Consider the following 22,192-nt stretch of genomic DNA (forward strand, 5'->3'; position numbering starts at 1 on the left):
AGGGAAACGCCAGGAGCTTAAGTATTAGACTAATCCTGGTGATTCAGGTCATATTTTTTAATTATTTTTTTGTTTTGCTTTGCAAAAAATGAAAGGCGTTAACTCCGTTTTGTTAGTTGTCATTGGCTTAGGTCGCATAAGCCGGGCTTACCTGTCACAGTCTTGCCAATCAGCCAATCAGCCAATCAGCCAATCAGCCAATCAGCCAATCAGCCAATCTGCATCGGCAATGATTGATACTCGGCGGTCACATCAACGATCGCGCTATCCTTCGAAAACGAGTTCGACTATCCTTCATTCAGGATTTATCTTCTTCACAACCCGCAAGATAGTTAACAGGAGTTTTTTCCATGACCAAAGGACCTGCACGCATCTGGATGCGTTTGCTGGTGCCGTTTATGGCGCTGTTTCTGGTGCTGCAGCTGACCGGCTGCGGTGATAAAGAAGCCGACCAACGCAAGGCGTTTATCGATTTTCTGCAAAATACGGTGATGCGCAGTGGTGAGCACCTGCCTTCGCTGAGCGAAGATCAGAAGCAGAAGTTCGGCAACTACGTTAGCGACTACGCCATCATCTACGGTTTTTCTCAGCAGGTGAACAAGGCGGTTGATTCCGGGCTAAAACCGGTGGTGGATGAGCTTTCGGCCATTCGTACTCCGCAGGACTATCTGACCCGCCGCGATTCACTGCGCCAGGCCAGCGGCTCTCTGGGCGTATTGAATCAGCAGATCCAGACCGCTAAAACCCAGGCCGACAGCAGCAAAGCCACGCTGAAACAGCCGGAAGATCTGAAAACCGTCTATGACAATGTCTTTAATAAAGTGGTGACGCAGCCGGCGGACGCATTAATGCCTCTGCTGCCTACCCTACAAACGCTGAGCCAGGATGTGATCCAGGTCGGTGATTTCCTGCAGCAGCAGGGAACGCGCGTCAGTTTTAACGGCTCGGCGGTGCAGTTCCCCACGCAGGAGCAGGCATCCGATTACAACACGTTAATGAGCAATCTGAGCATGAATGCGCAGGCACTTAATCAGGCGCAAAGTGTACTAAACAGCGTTCAGTAATAGATGAGGTAGGGGAATCGTCCTGCCCCGCTTAATTTTATTCTTCACGATATGAAAAAGGCCACATTGCTGTGGCCTCGATTTTTACCCATTCACGGGAATATAGTGAATGTTACCAGCAGCCGTTTGCCCATGCGTTAGCTGTTTCTTTACCACCGGCACCCTGGTCGTCAACAATTTTGATCGGTGCTCTGCATACGCTTGGCTCTGTCGCAGCAACCATACGATAATCCATACCGCGATATCGTGGGTCGACCTGGGAATAAAGCCTGGCAACTTCCATCAATGACTGAAGATGCGTTGCTGTTGCGCGCTCTTCATGCATGCCTAAAACGCCGCATCCTGCACCGCTAACCTGTGAAAGTTCTGAAGTGGTTAGTTCACGAAGGCTCATTTTTTTAATCTCCCTATTTCTATTTTTTTTCGATATTAGCGCTGACTTGAAGTCAACGCGCCAATATTAAAATTAATTTATATAAATAGCATCGCATCCATAATTGGATGGAGTTAATGACTGACTTTTATTAAAAATGGATAGAAGTTTCATAGCGGTTAATATCTAAATGTTAATGGAAATATTATGCGCCTTATGGCACTAATTAGATTATTTAAAAAACGAGACTCATATTTTCAGATCGGGATTAGCGTTTTCCTTTCAACATATCAAGGCACGATATTACCGTTTGCGGCGCTGTTTGCTACAGACCTGACTCCGGTCCTGATGAGCTAAGCTTTTAAGTCGGAATAAGGGATTTTCGCAAAAAAAATTTCTTGTGATCTAAATCACACTTTGGAAACAAATATGGCTTTTAACTATGTGATGAAAATCACATTTTTTAGCCGATTAAGGCTTTTAAGTGAGCCGTGCTCTTTTTTTACACAGTAAAAATGTGATCATTATCACTAAATAAACCCCTATCCCCATTCATTTATAGTGATCTTGATCACATATTATTGTGCGACTACGCAGCGTCATATTCGCGTGATAGAGTCCGCTTGCATACAGTGATACTGACGGCTTTTTCGCCGTAACCGTCTTCAAACAACATCAGCGCGCTCTCTTACATGGTCAGCGCGTACCAATAAGAGGTGTGCTTTTATGTCCTCATCAGATATCAAGATCAAGGTTCAGAACTTTGGTCGCTTTCTGAGTAATATGGTAATGCCAAATATCGGGGCATTTATTGCCTGGGGTATTATCACCGCGCTGTTTATTCCAACCGGATGGCTGCCAAACGAAACGCTGGCCAAGCTGGTTGGCCCAATGATTACCTATCTGCTGCCATTGCTGATCGGTTATACCGGTGGACGCCTGGTCGGTGGCGATCGCGGTGGTGTGGTTGGTGCCATTACGACTATGGGCGTGATCGTTGGTGCTGATATGCCAATGTTCCTCGGCTCAATGATTGCCGGCCCGCTGGGCGGCTGGGCAATCAAAACCTTCGACCGTCAGGTTGATGGTAAGATTAAAAGTGGCTTTGAAATGCTGGTTAACAACTTCTCTGCCGGTATTATCGGCATGCTGTTGGCGATCCTGGCATTCCTGGCTATTGGCCCATTGGTTGAAGGCCTGTCGCATATCCTTGCCGCCGGCGTGAATCTGATGGTGCAGAATAACCTGCTGCCGCTGACCTCTATCTTTGTTGAACCGGCAAAAATCCTCTTCCTGAACAATGCGATTAACCACGGTATCTTCTCGCCGCTGGGTATCCAGCAGGCCAGCGAAGCCGGTAAGTCCATCTTCTTCCTGATTGAAGCGAACCCGGGCCCGGGCATGGGCGTGCTGATGGCCTATATGTTCTTCGGCCGGGGCAACGCAAAACAGTCTGCCGGTGGCGCTGCGATTATCCACTTCCTGGGTGGTATTCATGAGATTTACTTCCCGTATGTGCTGATGAATCCACGCCTGATCCTGGCCGTTATTCTTGGCGGTATGACTGGTGTCTTTACCCTGACCCTGCTGAACGGTGGGCTGGTTTCACCGGCATCTCCGGGTTCAATCCTTGCCGTACTGGCGATGACGCCTAAAGGGGCCTACTTCGCTAATATCGCGGCGATTGTAGCTGCCTTCGCCGTGTCCTTTGTGGTTTCAGCCGTTCTGCTGAAAACCAGCAAGGTTAAAGAAGAAGACGACATCGAAGCGGCAACACGTCGTATGCAGGAAATGAAAGCCGAATCAAAAGGCCAGTCAGCAACTGTCACCGGTGCCGATGCACTGCACTCTGATTTATCCCACGTGCGCAAAATCATCGTTGCCTGTGATGCGGGTATGGGTTCCAGCGCGATGGGTGCGGGCGTACTGCGTAAGAAAGTGAACGATGCGGGTCTGAGTAATATCTCGGTGACCAATACGGCGATTAACAGTCTGCCGGGTGACGTCGATCTGGTGATTACTCATCGCGATCTGACGGAACGTGCGATGCGCCAGGCGCCTCATGCGCAGCATATTTCCCTGACTAACTTCCTCGACAGCGGCCTGTATAACGATCTGACCGCACGTCTGGTTGAAGCCAACCGCAGCGCTGAACATCGCGAGAAAGTGAGCACCACCCTCAGCGACAGTTTTGATGAAGGCCAGGAGCATCTGTTCCAGCTGACCGCCAGCAACGTGTTTCTCGGCAACCGTGCCAGCGACAAAGAGCAGGCCATTCGCTTTGCCGGCGAGCAGCTGGTGAAAGGCGGTTACGTTGAGCCGGAATACGTTGAAGCGATGCTGGAACGTGAAAAACTGACGCCAACCTACCTGGGTGAGTCGATTGCCGTGCCGCACGGTACCATTGCCGCTAAAGACCGCGTGCTGAAAACCGGCGTGGTATTTTGCCAGTATCCGGAAGGCGTACGCTTCGGTGAGGAAGAAGACGACATCGCTCGCCTGGTGATTGGTATTGCTGCCCGTAACAATGAGCATATCCAGGTAATTACCAGCCTGACCAATGCCCTTGACGATGACAGCGTGATTGCCCGACTGGCGACCACGACCAGCGTGCAGGAAGTGTTGGATCTGCTGTCCGGTAAGACCAGCGCCTGATTCAGCGAGTGGTGATGTATTTCCGTAAGGGCCGGGCATGCCCGGCCTTTTTTGGATCGATTCCTGAATAATTTAAGTGGGTAATATCATGAAAGCTTTACATTTTGGCGCGGGTAACATTGGCCGGGGATTTATTGGTAAGCTGCTGGCCGACGCCGGTATTCAGCTGACGTTTGCTGATGTAAACCAGGTTGTACTGGACGCAATTAATGCTCGCCATGAGTACCCGGTTCACGTGGTGGGTGAACAGGCACAGGTTGAGGTAGTAAAAGGTGTGAATGCAGTTAACAGCACCAGCGACGATATTGTCGACCTGGTGGCTGAGGTTGATATCGTTACCACGGCGGTTGGTCCACAGATCCTCGAACGCATTGCCGGCGGCATCGCAAAAGGGTTGGCCAAACGCAGTGATAACGCTAATTCCCGTCCTCTGAATATTATCGCCTGCGAAAACATGGTTCGCGGTACTACACAGTTAAAAGGCCACGTGCTGAAAGCGCTACCCGAGCAGTATCATGCCTGGGTTGAAGCGAACGTGGGCTTTGTGGATTCCGCCGTTGACCGCATCGTTCCGCCTTCTGAAGCGGGCAGCAGCGATCCGCTTGAAGTGACGGTAGAAACCTTCAGCGAATGGATTGTCGATCAAACCCAGTTTAAAGGACCACTGCCTGCTATCCCGGGTATGGAGTTGACTGACAATCTGATGGCATTTGTTGAACGTAAACTGTTCACGCTCAATACGGGGCATGCCATTACCGCTTACCTTGGACAGCTGGCGGGGCATAACACCATTCGTGAAGCGATTCTTGACCCACAGGTGCGTACGGTGGTTAAAGGTGCAATGGAAGAAAGCGGTGCGGTGCTGATCAAGCGTTACGGATTTGAAGCGGATAAGCACGCGGCATATATCCAGAAAATCCTGGGCCGTTTTGAAAACCCCTACCTGAAAGATGACGTTGAGCGGGTGGGTCGCCAGCCGCTGCGTAAACTCAGCGCCGGGGATCGCCTGATTAAGCCAACGCTGGGTACGCTGGAATATCAGCTTCCTCATGATAACCTGGTAACCGGAATTGCCGCCGCGCTGCGTTATCACAGTGAGCAGGACCCGCAGGCGCAGGAACTGGCAGAGCTCCTTGCGAAGCAGGATGTCGCGGCCACGCTGGCGCAGATCTCTGGCCTTGATGCCAATAGTGATGTGGTTAAGGCCGTAGTGAAAGTCTGGAGCGCTATGGCATAATGCCGGTGAACGCGCTCCTCAGGGACGAACAATCAGGGCACAGCTCCACCGCTGTGCCCGCGCTGGCACTACTCCGTCATACGATGAATGATATGCAGGCACTCATGGAACAACCTCAGGCTTTTGAAAACAGAGTGCTGGAGCGCCTTAACGCCGGGCGATCGGTAAGAAGTTTTTTGATCGCTGCCGTCGAATTGCTGGCAGAGGCGATTAATATTCTGGTTATCCAGGTGTTCCGTAAAGATGACTATGCCGTAAAGTACGCGGTAGAGCCGCTGTTACACGGCGATGGCCCGCTCGGTGAGCTGTCTGTTCGTCTTAAGCTGATTTATGGCTTAGGGATGATTAATCGTAGTGAATATGAAGACTGTGAGCTGCTCATGGCGCTGCGTGAGGAGCTGAACTATGATGGCCATGAATACCGTTTCACTGATGATGAAATTCTGGGTCCTTTTGGTGAACTGCACTGCGTAACCCCTCTTCCTCCTCGCCCTGACTTCGCCATCGAAGATGCGGAACTACGCAATATGCAGCAGTTGCGCTACCAGCAGGTGGTGCGCTCAACTATGGTCCTGTCGCTCACCGCGTTGATTTCGTTGATAAGCCAGAAACAGGCCTTCAAAAAATAACCTCTCTTTACCCGCTTTACACCGGTTTGGTGTATCCTTTGCAGCAATGAATCATTGTTACGGTTAATCGTTATGAAAGAACAAGTACAGTCAGAAATTAAAATCCTTAGTGACAAGCTGGATGCTCTTAATCACAAAGAACCTGGCCTGCTGGCATCGGGCGACAGCGAAAAACTGGGTGAACTACTGAATGAGAAAGACAAACTGACCGCTGAGATCGAACGTCTGCGTAATGTGCGGGCAGAGAAGCTGAGTAAAGAAGCTCAGCAGTTGAAAAAGCTGCCCTTCAGCCGGGCTATCACCAAGAAAGAGCAGGCTAATATGGGGGCGCTGAAAAAGAGCGTACGTGGCCTGATTGTCGTACATCCCACTACTGCTTTGGGCCGCGAAATGGGCCTTAAAGAGATGACAGGGTTTGCGAAGTCTGAGTTTTAAGAACACTGCCCGGACTTAGCTCCGGGTATCTTAAGTCAACGGTTTTTTCATCTAAAACAATTGGTTGATGAAATCAAACTTCCTTAAATATCCTCATAAACTCTCACCTTTTGCGCTTTTGTATTAAAAAATTTCCTCATTAGCCCATTTTTTCTCAAAAACCAGTTTCATTATCTGTTAACGGTGTTTCCCATAGTGCTAAATTCTGCTAAACGTCATCTGTACGGTTAAAGGACATCGCAAATTAAATGCATAAAAGAGACTAAATCCGAAATTATTATTTCGTTTTTAAAGTTCCAGAGATATATATCGAATTCTGGTGAATGTATTTTTTCTCTTCAAATGAAGAACTGGATTTGCAATAATTCTTTTCAACGAGCAACCACTGGTGGTTATTTATCCGTGACTATAGATGTCATGTAATATTAGTCATGCATAGGTTCGTTAAATATTTTCTCTGAAAGAATTCAGTGCAAGATGTTCTTTTGCATTCTTGAAAACGGACAAAAGATATCTTCATATCAATAAAGGAATAGTGTAATGGAACTGAAAAAAATCGTACTTGGCGTTGCTTTAGCTATGGGTGCTGCTACTTTTGCTCAGGCTGCTGAAGAGCCAGTAACTCCAACCGACCAGGGTAGCGGTACTGTAACCTTTAAAGGTTCTATTATTGATGCACCTTGTTCTATCGTTGGTAATAAAGATCAGTCTGTTGAAATGGGACAGATCTCTAACTCAGCGCTGGCTAATGGCGGTACTTCAGTCCCTGCGAGCTTCAAAATCGAACTGGCAAACTGTAATCTGGCAGATAAATATAAAACTGTTAGCGTTACCTTTACCGGTGCCGAAGGTAAAATTGAAAACTCTCTGGGTATGAGCAAAGCGACTGGTGCCAGCATCATTATGCAAGATGGCGCGAGTAACAAAATCAAGCTGGGTACCCCTACTGCACTGCAGACTCTGGCAAACGGTTCTAACACCCTGGCCTTCTCCGCTTATGTACAGGGCAACCCGGGTGAAACCGTTCAGCTGGGTCAGTTCGATAGTATCGCTAGCTTCACCCTCGCTTATCAGTAATATTCATTATTGATGAAGAGTACATGTGGGGGATAACTCCACATGTACTGATTTAATCTGCGATTATTGGATTTCCTCTATGTTCAAGAAAATAAGCATTTTAGTTTTATTGTTGAACATGAGTGCTGTCAGCCAGACTTGGTCCTCTGATATGGGATCTGGGCGCGTAAAGATGGCTGGTAGCATCATTGATACGGCCTGTGAAATTGATATTAACAGTATCGATCAAACACTTGATATGGGCGTAGTCCCGATTGGCCGAATTATTCGAGATGGTTATAGCTTAAAAAAAAGCATCACTATAAATCTGGTAAAATGCATTTTAAATAAAAATGATGAAAATTTAAATCAGTGGAAATATTTCACGATAACTTTCGATGGTATGAATGATGAAGGATTATTTAACATCGAGGGCGATGCAAAAGGTATTGCATTAAGAATAATTGACAGTGATGGAAACGTTGCAAAGCCAGGAGCGCCGCTTCCTTCTGGTGAGCTTAAGTCGGGAAAGATGTCACTTAACTATTCTATTCAGCTTGTGAGCAACCATAAAGCACTGCACGCTGGTGAGTACAATTCCATAGTTAAATATAAAATGGACTACTACTAATCCGCGTTATCCTTTCGATAAATTAATCCTTTGCTGAAATGAATATTCGGCATGGCGCAGAACCATTGATGTAGATGACTCTATGGCGCTGAATGGAATAAAAAAGGTCAGGGAATGATGACGCCATATTATTTTAGGTCTTTTTCTACACGCCCGCATATTCTGGGATTAATCATTAGTTGCATCATCAGCGGCGCTGTCTTTCCCGCTAAATCCCAGGACTTCAATTTTAACGTCGATGTACTCGATGTTGACGATCGTAAAAATATCGACCTCAATCAGTTTTCCCGTGCTGGTTTCGTTATGCCGGGTGATTACATCATGTCCGTCAATATTAACAAGCAGCAGCTGAGAGAACAGCCAGTTAGCTTTTATGCTCCGGATAACGATCCTAAAGGCAGTGAAGCCTGTATTACACCAGAGCTGGTAGAGCAAATTGGCCTGAAGCCACCAATGAAGAACAAACTGACCTGGTGGCACAATGGACGCTGCCTGGTTGCTGACAGTCTGAAAGGAACGGTGGTTAAAAGCGATCTGTCCGTATCGACGGTTTATCTCAGCATTCCGCAGGCTTACCTGGAATATACCTCTGATGACTGGGACCCGCCCTCGCGCTGGGACAATGGTATTCCAGGGCTGTTGTTCGACTATAACGTCAATGCTCAGGGACAACGCCAAAGTAAGGGCGGAGAAAAGAGTTATGATGTTAGTGGCAATGGTACCGTAGGTGCCAACTTTGACGTATGGCGTTTTCGTGCCGATTGGCAAAGCCGTTACAATCATCAGTCAGGTAATGGAGCATCTAACAAGATGACCTGGGACTGGAGTCGTTATTACGCCTACAGGACCATAGCTCGTCTTGGAGCAAAACTGACGTTGGGTGAGAACTACCTCAACTCTGATATTTTTGACAGCTTCCGTTTTACCGGCGCTTCGCTGGCAACCGATGATGCGATGCTGCCGCCCAATCTACGTGGCTATGCGCCAGAAGTTACCGGCGTAGCGAAAACTAACGCAAAAGTCATTATCACTCAGCAAGGGCGTGTGTTACAGCAAACTCAGGTCGCATCTGGTCCATTCCGTATTCAGGATATTAACGATGCGGTTACCGGTAAATTAGATGTACGCGTTGAAGAGCAGGATGGAAGCGTGCAGGAATTTTCGATCAATACGGCGAACATTCCTTATCTGACTCGTCCAGGAACAATCCGTTACAAAATTGCATCTGGTCGCCCTACAGACTGGCGACATCATGCTAATGGACCGATGTTTGGTTCCGGAGAGTTCTCTTGGGGTATTAATAACGGCTGGTCTTTATATGGCGGTGGTGTATCCGACGGCAGATATAATGCTCTTGCATTAGGTATTGGTCGCGATCTGTTATTCCTTGGCGCTCTTTCATTTGACGCAACGCAATCCAGGGCAAAATTGCCTCATAGTGATGAGCTATACTCGGGCGGTTCATATCGCTTGAGCTATTCGAAGCGCTTTGATGACTACGATAATCAGGTGACCTTTGCGGGATATCGCTTCTCGCAGAAAAACTACATGAGCATGAGTGAATATCTCGATGCCAGAATAACCGGAGTCCGCACGCAAAACAGTAAAGAGATGTATACCATCTCCTTTAACCAGCAGTTCCGTGATACTGGCGTTAGTGCGTACCTTAATTATAACCATCAGACATATTGGGACAGACCAGATAACGATCGCTACGATATGACAGTGTCAAGCTATTTTGACTTAGGTCGCTTAAAAAACTTAAGTCTGTCATTAACTGCTTTCCGAAATAAATATAACGGTCATACTGATGACGGGATGTACTTGTCGCTATCATTACCGATCGGCACCGATGCCAGCCTGAGCTATAACGGCAGTTGGGGGCGTTCTGAAAATACAAATAAAGCGAGCTATTACAGACGGATCGATGAACATAACAACTATCAGGTCAGTAGTGGACTATCACACAGTAAGGCGCTGGCAAGTGGTTATTATACTCATGAAGGTGATATTGCCCAGATTGATGCTAATGCCACTTATCAGGAAGGAGAATACAGCTCGGTCGGATTGAGCGTCCAGGGTGGGGCAACTGCAACACTGAAAGGTGCAGCATTGCACAGAACCAGTATTATTGGGGGAACCCGTATTCTTCTGGATACCGATGGTGTGGCGGATGTTCCAGTTAGTGGTTATGGCGCAACGAGCTCGTCTAACCGCTTCGGAAAAGTTGTAATAGCTGACGTGAGTAATTATTACCGAAACAAACTTAGAATCGATCTCAATAAGTTACCAAAGAATTCTGAAGCTATTCGTTCTGTCACTCAGGCGACCCTGACTGAAGGCGCAATTGGTTATCGTAAATTCGAAGTTATTTCTGGGGAAAAAGCGATGGCGGTACTCCGTCTGGCAGATGGGTCTACACCGCCATTTGGTGCCACCGTCAGAAATAGCAGAAATCAGAGCGTCGGGATTGTTAATGATGGCGGTAGCGTATATCTGTCTGGCATTAAAGCAGGTGAAACCATGAAAGTATTCTGGGATGGCAAAGAAAAATGTGAATTGTCACTGCCTAAGAATCTGTTAATCAGCGAAGAGACAAATTTACTGTTGCCATGCCACATGGTGGCTGGTAACAAAAAATAGATGAGATGAGAAAATGAAACAAAAAATTATTATGGGGCTGGTACTGGCTCCATTGATGATCCAGTCTGCATTTGCGGCTATTGCGTTAGATCGTACCCGCATTGTATTTGACGGTGGCCAAAAATCGGTGAGTCTTAGCGTCAGTAACGAAAATAAACAGCTGCCCTATCTGGCTCAGGCATGGCTTGAAGATGAGAAAGGTAACAAAGTTTCTTCGCCATTAACTGTATTACCACCAGTTCAGCGCATTGAGCCTGGTGCTCAAAGCCAGGTTAGGATTCAGTCGGTAGGCGCAGAAAAGAGCCTGCCCCAGGAACGCGAATCGCTGTTCTATTTTAACCTGCGAGAGATTCCACCACGCAGCGATAAGCCAAATACACTGCAAATCGCACTCCAGACACGTGTAAAACTCTTTTACCGTCCTGCTGCGCTGATGATTCAGGGCAACAGCACACCGTGGCAGGAAAAACTCACGCTGACTCGCCAGGGAGATCGTTATGTGGTTAATAATCCGACGCCATACTATGTCACTCTCGTCGATGCCAGTAGTCGCGTGAAGGGACCGTCTGCAAAAGACTTTGAAGCCGTAATGATTGCTCCAAATGGCCAGGCTCCGATTAAATCAGGTGCAGCAGTATTAGGCGATAGTCCGGTATTAACTTATATCAATGACTACGGTGGGCGCCCTCAGCTGAAATTTACCTGTAGTGGCATTACCTGCAAGGCGACGCCGATTAAATCTTAATAACGGATCTAAAGAATAAACTGCGGGATAAGGAGATCAGGTGTGCAAAAACAGCAGAGAAAAATAAATTGCAGCCCGTTGGTACAGAATGAAAGGCCCTCTCATTCAATCAGGTGCGCCGTTGCGTCTGCAATTTTTGCTGCATGTACTTTATATCATCCTGCCATTCTGGCCGCGGATAACTGGGAGGTAGATGGTGCACATGGCGAAATACACGTTCACGGTTCGCTAACGGAAAGTGCCTGCCGTTTGGCTACCAGCTCTGCCTGGCAAGATATCTCCATGGGAAATATAGGAACTGCACAGCTACGACATATCGGTGAACGTGGTAAAGCCGTGAGGTTTGAGATAAAGCTGGAGGATTGTGCATCTTCTGCTTCAAGAGTGAGCGATAGCTTCACGGGCAACGTCAACTGGAGCAACAGGCAACCATCCGTTTCCATTAGCTTTAAGGCTCCTTTGGACCCTGATAATCCGGAGTTGATTCAGGTCAACGGAGCCAGCGGATTGGCATTACGACTTAAGGATATGCTCGGAAGAGATGTCCGTGTTGGTGGCCATGCCACTCCTTTACAACTCACACCGGGGAATAATCAGTTAGTCTATATAATCGCCCCCGAGCGTACGCGTGCAAGCTTAGTTGCCGGTAACTGGTGGTCACTGATTAATGTTGGACTGGATTACCAATAATCAGATAACAAGGAAAGTAATGATGAATTTATTGAAAAATGGCACCGCATTCGCACTGGCTATTTTATTATGTAATCAGGTTAACGCTGCAGATAATTTGAAGTTTACCGGAACGTTAGTTATTCCACCACAATGTACTATTGGTGTGGATGAAACCGGATCACAGATCGTTATTGCGTTCCCAGGTCGTATGCCTATTAGTAAAATCGATGGGGTTAATTTTATGCAGCCTGTTCCTTATAAACTAAAATGTGGTAACGGTACTTCAGGTTTGGATCTGCAGTTAACGCTGGTTGGGAGCGGTGCCTACGGTGATGGTGTCATCAAAACCAATCTTGGCGATCTTGGAATTCAAATTTATTATGGTAGTGGTGGTTCGAAGACTAAATTTAGCCTGAACAAACCTATTGATATTAATTATAATAGTCAACCGGAAATATGGGCGGTTCCTGTGAATAAATCTGGAGGGACATTAACGGATGGTAATTTTGAAGCAACGGCTACATTAAAGGCTGAATATCACTAACAGGAGCTGGCTGGATGAAAAGATATCTCAGACTTAGCCGATCTTTTTTATATACCAGCCTGCTGATATCGACCTTATCAGCTGGTTCATCTGCATATTCTGTAGAGGATAGTAGCGGTGCAGACAATCTGCGCTTTTCGGGGCAGTTAGTTGCTCAGCCCTGTATCATAGATCAGGGTAATGAGTCGCTTAGTCTTAATTTTGATTCAGTTATTGAAAAGTCACTTTATATTTACGGGCGATCATACTCTCGCCAATTCAGTCTATTACTGTCTGAGTGCGATTTGAGCGTAGGCAAGAATGTAAGAATATCTTTCGATGGACAGAGAAGCACTGCACTGCCTAACCTCCTTGCGATAACGGAAGGGGGGAAAACATCAGGTATTGCGGTTGGGCTTGAAACGGCTGATGGTTCATCTCTTCCGCTCGGTAAAAAGACTTCGGATTACCAGCTGAAAGAGGGAAGCAATGAAATTTACTTTAAAGCATACGTTCAGGCGGAACCGGAAGCCATAAATAAAAAAAACATTGTTTTGGGGCCATTTACCGCTGTTGCAACATTTTATCTTGAATATGAATAATCCAATTGACCAATGATTTTGGTAATGACATGACAGTAGAAATGAAATCCCTTCTGCATTAATTATTCTTTCCAAGTTGTGTGTTGGCTGAGTGTCTTGACATTGATTTTTAAAAACATTAAAAAGATGCTCAGCAACACTTTCCTTTTTCACAGTTGATTTTTCTAGTTAAAACAGTAGGTTTCACTCAGTATCCACAGATGGACTTTTACTTAAAAATATGTCATTAAGTAAGAAATTAAATTCCGCCATTAAAATAAAAAATAACCTCTTGCGACGCTCTAAACCATCAATAAAATATGTGCGATATATTATATCGCAGTTTATGTATTAATGACGGCTTGCTTTTTTTATTAAATTCTCTGAGATACAATCCCAACGATTGCCATCAGGAGATAGCAGGGTGGTTGTTGAGATTAAATAACAACTTCTCGGGTTAGGGATAACATCAGGATCTATTTATGAAAAGAAACCATTTAACAGTTGTCATCAATGACCTTAATCGCTTTTTTGCTGAAGGGCTAATGAATTGCATCAGTGATAATTCATCATCAATGGGGCTGAATGTAGAGTTTACCGACTGCGTTTTTAACAGTCGGGCCAAACTAATATTTTTGTCTGCGGACACAGTATCGGTTGCGAATCTTCACTATTTGAATCGTAGATTGGCTTCTCGCGCATTAAGCGTGTTTATCATTCATGATGCCACATCGAATAATACAGCAAGCACATTGAAAATCAGTAAGTTAAATCAGTATACTTCGTTATACAGAGATCAGGCCGTTGATGATTTTGCTAAAGCTATCCGTAATTACCTTGAGCCACAATCTGATTTGCGCAACATTTTAATACCGCCTTGTTCAGTACGTTCTAAAAACAATCTTACCAGGCGTGAGACGGAGATACTGCGTTATCTCGCTCGTGGTATTAGTAATGGTGCGGTGGCCCGTTTTCTTCACATCAGTGAAAAAACAGTAAGTGCCCATAAACGAAATATTATGTCTAAGCTGAACATGATTCGTCCTGCCGAGCTGAACTATTGGCTTCTTCAGGAAGGGTGGTGTGAATCATGGCGTTCCCGTGAAAAATAACTGAGATATTCATGATTAAAACATCTTCCAATTTATTTTTGTATGCAAGAAATAATGTAATATTATTTTTTGCATTTTTTTTATTGGGTTGTCAGACCACATCAAACGCAGGTAAATCGATGGTCCGTTCATCATCCAATACTGCACAAGTGCAATCTGCCACCGCTGGTGCTACATCTGCTTCCTCTGCTAGTGATAGCGGAAAGCCGGTGCTTGCCCGGCAGAATAGCAATGCGGAGACGCACAGCGAAAAATATCAGACGGAAAGTGAAAAGCTACAGCAGTGCCAGTCTCAGTTGGATGCACTGAAAGTGATGAGCCCGGCGCAGTACACGCGTATGCGTAATTCTTTCGACTACCTGATGAATGGCGCTGCTCAATACGCTAACCTCCGCCAAAAGATTAATGCCGATACGCAGGACACGGTAGATGCGTTATATCGATATCGCGCTAATCTGCTGTGTGCCCAGATCGCTCAAACTCTATTGGATGGACTGACGCGCCGAGGTGAGGCCCGCCGATGAACCGTAAGCCAGGCGCATTCCCTTTCGTTCATTCCCAGATTGCGTTGCTCATATTCAGTTTGATGGTTGTTGGCCGTCCAGCCTATGCCGAGCCGAATGAAGCACCAGCGGTTCTTCAGTTTGCGCGTAAGTATAAACAAGAACAGGTCGATACTCCGCGGTACAAACCCGCCAAAAAAGCGCCTAAACCGAAGCGTAATCGGTCGTCTGTGCCTAAAAAACCTGTACTTGCACCCGTAGTCAATCAGGCTCTGATGACTGAGTCTGAACGGCGTCAGCTATTACAGTTGAAAGCGCATGTTGCCCAAAAAGAGCACGAGATTGCGGCGCAAAGTCAGACTATTCAAAAACTCGAAAAGCAACTTTCGACACTCCAGCAGGCTTCTGATAAAGCGTCTGCTGCAGCCGCTGCTATTCCAGTGGCTTCACCGCAAGATCTGAAGATGGCTCAAAATATGATTGAGAGCCTCTACAGGGCATTTACTTTACGTCCCGCATCTGACGCTCTTGCTGAAAATCTGAAGCAGGCTAATCAACGGGCGGCAGATGCCCAACTTGCAGAATCTACGATGCAAGAAAAGCAAAAAGAGTTGAAATTACAGCTTGATGATTTACAGAGTAAAATCGTGGTTCTCAAGAAGAACAATGCTCAGATGCAGGACGTACGTGAAACATCGCTGAATGCCAGGCTTGAAAAGCTTAACAAGCAAAACGATCTGCTGGAATCGGACCTTGCTGCAAGCCGTCAGAAATCATCACAGGCGTTGGCACAGGTTCAACAACTTGAAGCTTCCATGCGCAAGTTAGAGAGCGAGAATAAGCAGTATGCTGACGATAATAAACAGCTTATGTCGCAGATCTCCAACCATGGCAGTGTGAGTGATACGCTTGAAGGATTCAAAAAACAGCAGAATAAACTACAGGAGGAGTTGGCTTCCCGGCAGCAGCAACTCGCCGGTTTAGAAAATGAAAAGCAACAACTGCTGCAACAGCTGGCGGCTGCTCCTACGCCTGCCCAATTTTCCGATAGTCAGCAGCAGGTTACTAAGCTGAAAAATCAGTTGGATGTCAATGTCCAGCGACTTCAGGAACAAGAGCGCAGCGCGACTGAACAGGCTAAATCAAGCAGCGAAATGCTAATCGCTGAGAAAAAAGTAGCGGATGATAAGATCAAAGCTCTACAGGAGAAACTTGCCGCATCCCAAATTCAGCAAGCGACTCTGGAATCAGAGCGGAAACAACTTCAGCAAAAGCTGCAAAACAGTCTGCTTAGTGAAGAGGCAAATAGCGCAGCGATCGCCGTGCAGCTTAAAGAGCTGCAGGATAAATTGACCACCGCCCAGCAGCAGCAAACGGTTTTGTTGGCAGATAAAGAAAAACTTCAGCGTCAGCTTGAACATGCCCCCACCTCTGCGCAGTTGGCCGACAGCCAGCAGAAGGTGAAAGCCCTGCAAGGTGAGCTGGATGCCAGCGCTATACAGCTTCAGAAAAAGGAAATCAGCGCCAGCCAACAGGTGAAAGCTAGCAATGTCATTCTGCTGGCAGAGAAGCAATTGGCTGATAATACAATTAAGGCGCTTCAGGAAAAACTGGATGCATTACAGGTTCAGCAGACGGCTCTGCTTGCTGAAAAACAGGAATTCCAGCAGAAGCTACAAAGCGATCTTAAGGGGAATGAGGCAAGTCATGCCGCTCTTGTTATGCAATTAAAAGAGCTGCAGGGCAAACTGGTTTCAGCCCGGAAACAGCAAAGCGCTATTCAGTCAGAGAAAGATAAATTACAGCACCAGTTAGATAACGCACCTGGTGCGGCTCAATTGGCTGACAGTCAGCTTAAAATAAAAGCCCTTCAGGGACAGTTAGATACTGCGTTGATGCTGCAGAAAAAAGCTGTTACGACCGGCGGAGAGGCGGCCAAAAATGATGATTCAAAACTCACCGCAGAGAACAAGGTGGCAGAGAATAAGATTAAGGAGCTGCAGCTAAAACTGGATGCAACTCAGGCCGAGCTTACCGAAGCGACAAAACAGAGTGTTTCATCCAAAGCTAAAGGCTTGCTGGAGATTAACTCTGAAACGCTGAAGAAGAAATCAACCCGTGAGGCATATGCAATAGGTGTTTCTCTTGGAACAGAGATTCTCCAGCTCCAGGCCGAAAACCGTAACTGGGCATCAACGGATAGCGATAAACCGAGCGTTCTTGCTGGGATCATCGATTCCTTCCAGGGGAAGGAAAAGCTTCCTCCAGCTGAGTTGCATAAGGCATTAATGAACATCAGCGAACGGGTGAAATCGGGTCGTGAGAAGTACATGGGCGATTTAGACAAGTCGACTAAAAACTTCATGGCTAATTTTACCAAACAGAAGAATGTCAAAAAAAGTGAATCTGGTTTTTGGTATCGTCTCGGGTATACGGGAGATACGCCTATTCCTTCGGGCGCAACAATTGATGTCGTTGTAAAAGAGAGTCTGGCCAATGGCATGGTTATTGAGGATATGGATGCTAAAGGTATTGTGCTGACTCAGCCGATATCAGCATTCCCGCCGGTATTCCGCGAAGCGTTGTCAAAGCTTAAAAACCATGGGTCTATTACCATTGTTGTTCCGCCTGCGCTGGCGTATGGTGATAAAGGATATCCGCCTAAAGTACCGCCTAATGCAACTATGGTTTATGATCTGCGCGTTTCAGATGTTTATCCAGAAAATGCGAAAAAGTAATGTTGGTGCAGATTTTTTAATTGGGTATATAAAAACGCATTCAGTAGAACTGAATGCGTCATTTTGTTTTGAGTTAACCCGTGAATGAGTCGGTTTTATTCCAGTAAAGACTCTTCCGCTGTTTAACGGAAGTAATAACGCCTTCTTTTTCCAGCTTGATTAAAATATGCCGTGCATTATAGATGCTGAGTTCAGATCTGTCGGCGATATCTCTGGTACTGGCATATGCCGTGACATCATCATTTGAATCACTTTCTTTAAAAAAATCATGAAGTGCATTGATAACACGTTCTACGGATGTTGCTCTTTGAAAACCCCTGGTGGATTCAATCATTTTATAACTCCTTCTTAGTAAACCCGGCTCCTGCCGATTAATAAAAAACAAACCCCCTGATAATCAAGTAGTTCAATGATAACTTTTGTTTTCATAAATCAAAACTTAATATCAATTAGTTAAAAATTACATAACAATAATCCAATTTTTTAATTTATTTCAGCATTATATTCTGTCTTTTGGTTAAAAATGTAATTTATTAAGAACATTAGCTCGCAAAATTAAGATGTGGCATTACTTAAAAACCTAATGATTAAATGAATGATCCTTATAAGTAAGGCGTTAAGAATGTCAGGTGAGATTGTTTTGGTCCTGAAAGAAATGATACTCATGAATATATCAATGAACCCTCACATACAGATACCTAATGAAATACTCAATAAATAATTTGGTGGAGTTTGATGCTTGCGCTGGAATGCTGATTCTGTTAGGGGAAGAAAATATCCCAGTACAGCTTTCAAAACCTGGCTGCAGGCTTTTAAATGAACTGGTTACTCATTCGGGTATTACGTTAACACGTGATGAGTTACTACAAAATGTTTGGGGAAATCACGGATTGAGCCCCTCCAGTAACAATCTTAGTAATCATATCAGCTTTCTGAGAAAGATTTTTTCACAGCTGGGGATGGAGGATATCATCATTACCTCCCCAAGAGAGGGGTTCAGGCTTGAAGCTGAGGTTCTGATAGTCATCGACAGTCAGTGTAGGCAAGAAGAAAGAATTGAAGAGGAGGAGGAGGAAGATAGTTTTACGGAATTAAAGCCTGATACCAGAGAAGGTAAAATAAAAAGATTTCAACGCTTCATAAATATTTTCATTAGACGAGAAATTTTTAATATCAATTTCATTATTCTGGCAGTCATTTTATTCTCGTTGGTTATTATAACGTCCCGTTTCCCGAATGGTTTTTTCTCCAGAGATAAAAGCGCATTTTCTTCAGTTGGGCTGTGCCATGTTTTTGATTTAGAATCAGGTAGGGAAATTGTCGATAAGAATAAAATGGATATCGTTAAGAAAATCATCAATCAAAAAAACATTAACTGCGTTAATAAAAAAAGTCACATTTATCTCAAGACGACTCAATTTACAAATGATGCAGAGCATAATCAGCAGGCGGCTTTTCTTGTGCAATGCTTCTCTGACCAGAGAGAAAATAAATCGAAGTGTGAGAACTATCTTTCACTAACCATACATAAACCATGAAGAAAATACTTTTTTTCTGCTTCGCTGCTCTATGTTTAATTGCGGGAGGCATTATCATCCCGGGCAAAAAAAATACCTATTTTGCTAATAATAAGCTGGTGCTTTCCTGTAGCGCGAAGGTGGATATTGAGATAAGACAGCCTGATGCATTGGCACATATGGAGGGGCGTCTGAGCCTGACCACGTTGGGCAGCAAAAGGCTGGCATTACTGTATACCGGTCGTCTGGTTGCACCTGAGGGGCGCTTCATATTGAGCAGAACACTGCTAATGGATTACCGTTATCATCCTGAAAACCACGTACTGGAACTGTCCTGGGGCCAGAGTATTGTCAGTGAGACAGATACGGTTCCGGATGAGGTTTTTTATCGTAACCTGATGAAGAGCCGATCTTTTATCCTGTATCTGACGCGATTTAATCAACATGCATGGCTGGTTTCGGGGCTGACTACCCCGCTGTATGTTTGTAATGATGAATGAAAAAACGGTTTACTGCGCAAGGCATATAAACCGTTTTATTCTGGCCAGGGTGGGTCCGTCAGTCGCTACTGCCGACGCTGAACGTAGGTTATCGCCAGCGCAACCGCCAGCACCAGGCCTTTAATAATATCCATGGCATAGTAGGGAACGGACAGCATCACCAGGCCGTTTTGCAGCACGCCGAGGATTACCGCTCCAAGCAGGGTTCCCAGCGCGTTTGGCTTCCCGGCACCGGCCAGAGAAAGCCCAATCCACGCTGCGGCAACGGCATCCATTAAGTATCCACCGCCGGCGTTAACCTGCGAAGAACCGATACGGGAAGCCAGCAGAATGCCACCCAGCCCGGCCAGCAGCGAGGCGATAACGTACGCTACCACGCGATAACGGTTGGTACGAATACCGGACAGGCGTGCAGCCTCCGGATTACCACCGATGGCGTACATACGGCGTCCGTGCTTGGTAAGGGAGAGCAGCAGCTGCGCCAGCACCGTCACCACCAACATTACGATAACGATAATTGGTACCTGGCCCAGCAGCGAGAACACCGCCGGAATGGTGCCTTCGGCCATATCACCGCTTGGTAACACCATGTTTTCGGTAATGGAGCCGCCAAAGCTGTAGGTCATCGCCACACCCTGCACCACAAACAGACTGGCGAGCGTGGCCAGCATGTCAGGGATCTTCAGCACGACGATCATAAAGGCGTTAAACAGGCCAACCAGCGTACAAAGCAGCAGCGTCAGTGCAATCGCCGCCGTGGGGCCGAATCCGTACCAGACGAAAAAGGAGATCACCAGCGAGTTGGCCAGCGATGCGGTTGAGCCGACGGAGAGGTCAAAACCGCCGATAGTCAGCGATATCGATACGCCAATCGCAATCACCGTCACGATAGCGATAGATCGCAGAATATTGATGATGTTACTCGGTTCCAGGAAACTGTCTGACGCCAGGCCAAAACCGATAATCAGCGCCGCTACCGTCAGCAACATTCCCCACTTATAGAGAAAATCAAACAGCTGGTGCCGGACAGATGCTGTCGGCTTGAGGGAAATTTCTTTGCTGCTCACGCAGGTGTTCCTCCGGTGGAATAAAGTAAAAGTGTTTCTTCATCGGTTTCACTGGCGGCCATTTCGGCCACAATGCGCCCGTCCCACAGTACGCAGATGCGGTCGCACAGTCCGACCAGTTCGGCAAATTCGCCGGAGGCATAAATCACCCCTCTACCCTGGCGAGCCAGTCCGTCGATCAGTTCAAACAGGTCTGTTTTTGCTTTGATATCAACGCCCTTTGTCGGCTCGTCGAAAATCAGCACGTCGGCATCGTTTCGCAGCCATTTACCAATCGCCACTTTCTGCTGGTTACCGCCGGACAGGCGGCGCAGCGTTTGTCGCGGGCCGGTGGTGCGAATACCCAGCCTGTTGATGACCTCTTCCGCACAGCGCCATGCCTGGCGATGGCCGAACAGGCTCCAGCGGGAAAAGCTGTTGTCGGCGCTGACGCTAAGATTCATCACCACCGATTCATCAACAAAGATGCCCTCTTTGCGCCGCTCCTCGGGGATCAGCGCCATGCCCTTTTCAACGGCGGCATGGGGCGTTGAAGGCTTCCATGGCCTGCCGTGCAGCTCGCCGCGCGTAACCCGGCTGGCGCTGGCACCGAACAGTGCCTTGCACAGCTCGGTTTTCCCTGCGCCCGCCAGTCCGGCAATGCCCAGGATCTCGCCCTTACGCAGCGTCAGCGTAATATCCTTCAGCAGCTGTTCATCGTGCAGACCGTCAATATGCAGCAGGATCTCCTCGCTGAACGGTGGGCGGCGCGGTGGATAGATGTCGTCCAACTGGTGGCCAAGCATTTTTTCCACAATCTGTTCGCCGCTCAGATCCTGCATGGGTCCGCTTTCAATCAGCTCGCCATCGCGCAGCACCGTCAGGCGATCGCAGATCGCTTTCAGTTCGTGGATGCGGTGCGAGATAAACACCACGCCAATCCCGCTGTCCTGTAGCCGACGAACCACCGCAAACAGACGTTCACTTTCGTGCTGGTCGAGCGGTGCCGTTGGTTCGTCCAGAATCAGGAAGCGGCAATGATGCGATAGCGCACGGGCCAGTAAAATCTGCTGTTTTTCCGCCAGCGTGCAGTGCTCAACCTTACGGCGGACATCAATCTGCACATCCAGCTGTTCCAGTAGCGCGCGAGCCTGGCGGCGCATTGCGCCCCAGCGATACAGCTGGCCGCCTTCGGCCAGCCGGTCCAGCATGATGTTTTCCGCCACGCTCAGGCCGGGGACCAGCGCCACGTCCACTTCCTGCTGAACCAGGTGAATGCCCAGCTGTTTGGCATCGCGTGGGGATCGAATGGTTACCGGTTGCCCATCGAGCAGAATTTCACCGGTAAAGTGATCGTAGGCTCCTGACAGGACGGCCATCAGCGTTGATTTACCGGCCCCGTTTGCACCGGTCAGTGCATGAACAGAGTGTCCCTCGAGGGTCAGGTCGACGGATTTGAGTGCCATAAAGCCGCCAAAAGCGATGGAGATATGGCGCATTTCAAGGCGATTTTGCGCGGTCACAGGCGTGTA

The 22,192-nt window shown here is 47.0% G+C and carries 21 protein-coding genes; 17 read left to right on the forward strand and 4 right to left on the reverse strand.

All coding sequences use genetic code 11. The features are described from left to right. The first annotated feature begins 350 nt into the window (after nucleotides 1–350). On the forward strand, nucleotides 351–1,064 hold the full coding sequence (locus IBT46_RS12375) for a DUF3053 domain-containing protein (RefSeq protein WP_200545901.1): 714 nt from the start codon (nucleotides 351–353) through the stop codon (nucleotides 1,062–1,064). 112 nt (nucleotides 1,065–1,176) lie between these two features. On the opposite strand, the gene IBT46_RS12380 is transcribed toward IBT46_RS12375, so the two are convergent. Next, nucleotides 1,177–1,458 carry a hypothetical protein gene (locus IBT46_RS12380; RefSeq protein WP_200545902.1) on the reverse strand — a complete coding sequence of 94 codons (282 nt, stop codon included), beginning with the start codon at nucleotides 1,456–1,458 and terminating at the stop codon, nucleotides 1,177–1,179. 705 nt (nucleotides 1,459–2,163) lie between these two features. On the opposite strand from IBT46_RS12380, the gene IBT46_RS12385 reads away from it, so the two are divergent. The 14 genes from IBT46_RS12385 (at nucleotide 2,164) to IBT46_RS12450 (ending at nucleotide 17,597) form a co-directional block, all read left to right on the forward strand. After that, nucleotides 2,164–4,092: a PTS mannitol transporter subunit IICBA gene (locus IBT46_RS12385; protein ID WP_200545903.1), complete on the forward strand. Its 1,929-nt coding sequence runs from the start codon at nucleotides 2,164–2,166 to the stop codon at nucleotides 4,090–4,092. Nucleotides 4,093–4,180: 88 nt separating this feature from the next. Beyond that, nucleotides 4,181–5,329, forward strand: coding sequence for a mannitol-1-phosphate 5-dehydrogenase (mtlD, locus tag IBT46_RS12390; protein WP_200545904.1), 1,149 nt, complete (start codon nucleotides 4,181–4,183; stop codon nucleotides 5,327–5,329). 83 nt (nucleotides 5,330–5,412) lie between these two features. After that, complete coding sequence (mtlR, locus tag IBT46_RS12395; RefSeq protein ID WP_200545941.1) at nucleotides 5,413–5,958, forward strand: mannitol operon repressor MtlR; 546 nt, start codon at nucleotides 5,413–5,415, stop codon at nucleotides 5,956–5,958. Between the two features lie 72 nt (nucleotides 5,959–6,030). Next, entirely contained in the window at nucleotides 6,031–6,393 is a 363-nt protein-coding gene (locus IBT46_RS12400; protein WP_200545905.1) for a YibL family ribosome-associated protein, read from the forward strand. Between the two features lie 540 nt (nucleotides 6,394–6,933). Then, nucleotides 6,934–7,470, forward strand: coding sequence for a fimbrial protein (locus tag IBT46_RS12405; protein WP_200545906.1), 537 nt, complete (start codon nucleotides 6,934–6,936; stop codon nucleotides 7,468–7,470). A gap of 79 nt (nucleotides 7,471–7,549) precedes the next feature. Beyond that, a complete protein-coding gene (locus IBT46_RS12410) occupies nucleotides 7,550–8,080 on the forward strand; it encodes a fimbrial protein (RefSeq protein WP_200545907.1) in 531 nt (176 codons plus the stop codon). A 117-nt stretch (nucleotides 8,081–8,197) separates the two neighbouring features. Then, a complete protein-coding gene (locus IBT46_RS12415) occupies nucleotides 8,198–10,723 on the forward strand; it encodes an outer membrane usher protein (RefSeq protein WP_200545942.1) in 2,526 nt (841 codons plus the stop codon). A 13-nt stretch (nucleotides 10,724–10,736) separates the two neighbouring features. Further along, nucleotides 10,737–11,468, forward strand: coding sequence for a fimbria/pilus periplasmic chaperone (locus IBT46_RS12420; RefSeq protein ID WP_200545908.1), 732 nt, complete (start codon nucleotides 10,737–10,739; stop codon nucleotides 11,466–11,468). 42 nt (nucleotides 11,469–11,510) lie between these two features. Further along, nucleotides 11,511–12,158: a fimbrial protein gene (locus IBT46_RS12425; protein ID WP_264546343.1), complete on the forward strand. Its 648-nt coding sequence runs from the start codon at nucleotides 11,511–11,513 to the stop codon at nucleotides 12,156–12,158. Between the two features lie 19 nt (nucleotides 12,159–12,177). After that, nucleotides 12,178–12,684 carry a fimbrial protein gene (locus IBT46_RS12430; protein ID WP_200545909.1) on the forward strand — a complete coding sequence of 169 codons (507 nt, stop codon included), beginning with the start codon at nucleotides 12,178–12,180 and terminating at the stop codon, nucleotides 12,682–12,684. 14 nt (nucleotides 12,685–12,698) lie between these two features. After that, nucleotides 12,699–13,265 carry a fimbrial protein gene (locus IBT46_RS12435; protein WP_200545910.1) on the forward strand — a complete coding sequence of 189 codons (567 nt, stop codon included), beginning with the start codon at nucleotides 12,699–12,701 and terminating at the stop codon, nucleotides 13,263–13,265. Nucleotides 13,266–13,726: 461 nt separating this feature from the next. After that, complete coding sequence (locus IBT46_RS12440) at nucleotides 13,727–14,356, forward strand: response regulator transcription factor (RefSeq protein ID WP_200545911.1); 630 nt, start codon at nucleotides 13,727–13,729, stop codon at nucleotides 14,354–14,356. A gap of 11 nt (nucleotides 14,357–14,367) precedes the next feature. Then, nucleotides 14,368–14,880 carry a hypothetical protein gene (locus IBT46_RS12445; protein ID WP_200545912.1) on the forward strand — a complete coding sequence of 171 codons (513 nt, stop codon included), beginning with the start codon at nucleotides 14,368–14,370 and terminating at the stop codon, nucleotides 14,878–14,880. Next, nucleotides 14,877–17,597 carry an FKBP-type peptidyl-prolyl cis-trans isomerase N-terminal domain-containing protein gene (locus IBT46_RS12450; RefSeq protein ID WP_200545913.1) on the forward strand — a complete coding sequence of 907 codons (2,721 nt, stop codon included), beginning with the start codon at nucleotides 14,877–14,879 and terminating at the stop codon, nucleotides 17,595–17,597. Before IBT46_RS12445 ends, IBT46_RS12450 begins: the two co-directional genes overlap by 4 nt. 73 nt (nucleotides 17,598–17,670) lie before the next feature. On the opposite strand, the gene IBT46_RS12455 is transcribed toward IBT46_RS12450, so the two are convergent. Next, entirely contained in the window at nucleotides 17,671–17,931 is a 261-nt protein-coding gene (locus IBT46_RS12455) for a FaeA/PapI family transcriptional regulator (RefSeq protein ID WP_200545914.1), read from the reverse strand. A 367-nt stretch (nucleotides 17,932–18,298) separates the two neighbouring features. On the opposite strand from IBT46_RS12455, the gene IBT46_RS12460 reads away from it, so the two are divergent. Then, nucleotides 18,299–19,135 carry a winged helix-turn-helix domain-containing protein gene (locus IBT46_RS12460; protein WP_200545915.1) on the forward strand — a complete coding sequence of 279 codons (837 nt, stop codon included), beginning with the start codon at nucleotides 18,299–18,301 and terminating at the stop codon, nucleotides 19,133–19,135. Beyond that, nucleotides 19,132–19,614, forward strand: coding sequence for a hypothetical protein (locus tag IBT46_RS12465; RefSeq protein ID WP_200545916.1), 483 nt, complete (start codon nucleotides 19,132–19,134; stop codon nucleotides 19,612–19,614). Before IBT46_RS12460 ends, IBT46_RS12465 begins: the two co-directional genes overlap by 4 nt. A 65-nt stretch (nucleotides 19,615–19,679) precedes the next feature. Here the strand turns inward: IBT46_RS12465 and IBT46_RS12470 are convergent, their stop codons facing one another. Together IBT46_RS12470 and IBT46_RS12475 are read right to left on the reverse strand one after the other, a co-directional pair. Further along, complete coding sequence (locus IBT46_RS12470) at nucleotides 19,680–20,681, reverse strand: ABC transporter permease (protein ID WP_105593636.1); 1,002 nt, start codon at nucleotides 20,679–20,681, stop codon at nucleotides 19,680–19,682. Next, entirely contained in the window at nucleotides 20,678–22,183 is a 1,506-nt protein-coding gene (locus IBT46_RS12475) for a sugar ABC transporter ATP-binding protein (RefSeq protein WP_200545917.1), read from the reverse strand. Before IBT46_RS12475 ends, IBT46_RS12470 begins: the two co-directional genes overlap by 4 nt. Nucleotides 22,184–22,192: the final 9 nt, after the last annotated feature.

This window comes from Erwinia sp. S38, from assembly GCF_016624545.1.
Taxonomy (GTDB): Bacteria; Pseudomonadota; Gammaproteobacteria; order Enterobacterales; family Enterobacteriaceae; genus Erwinia; species Erwinia coffeiphila.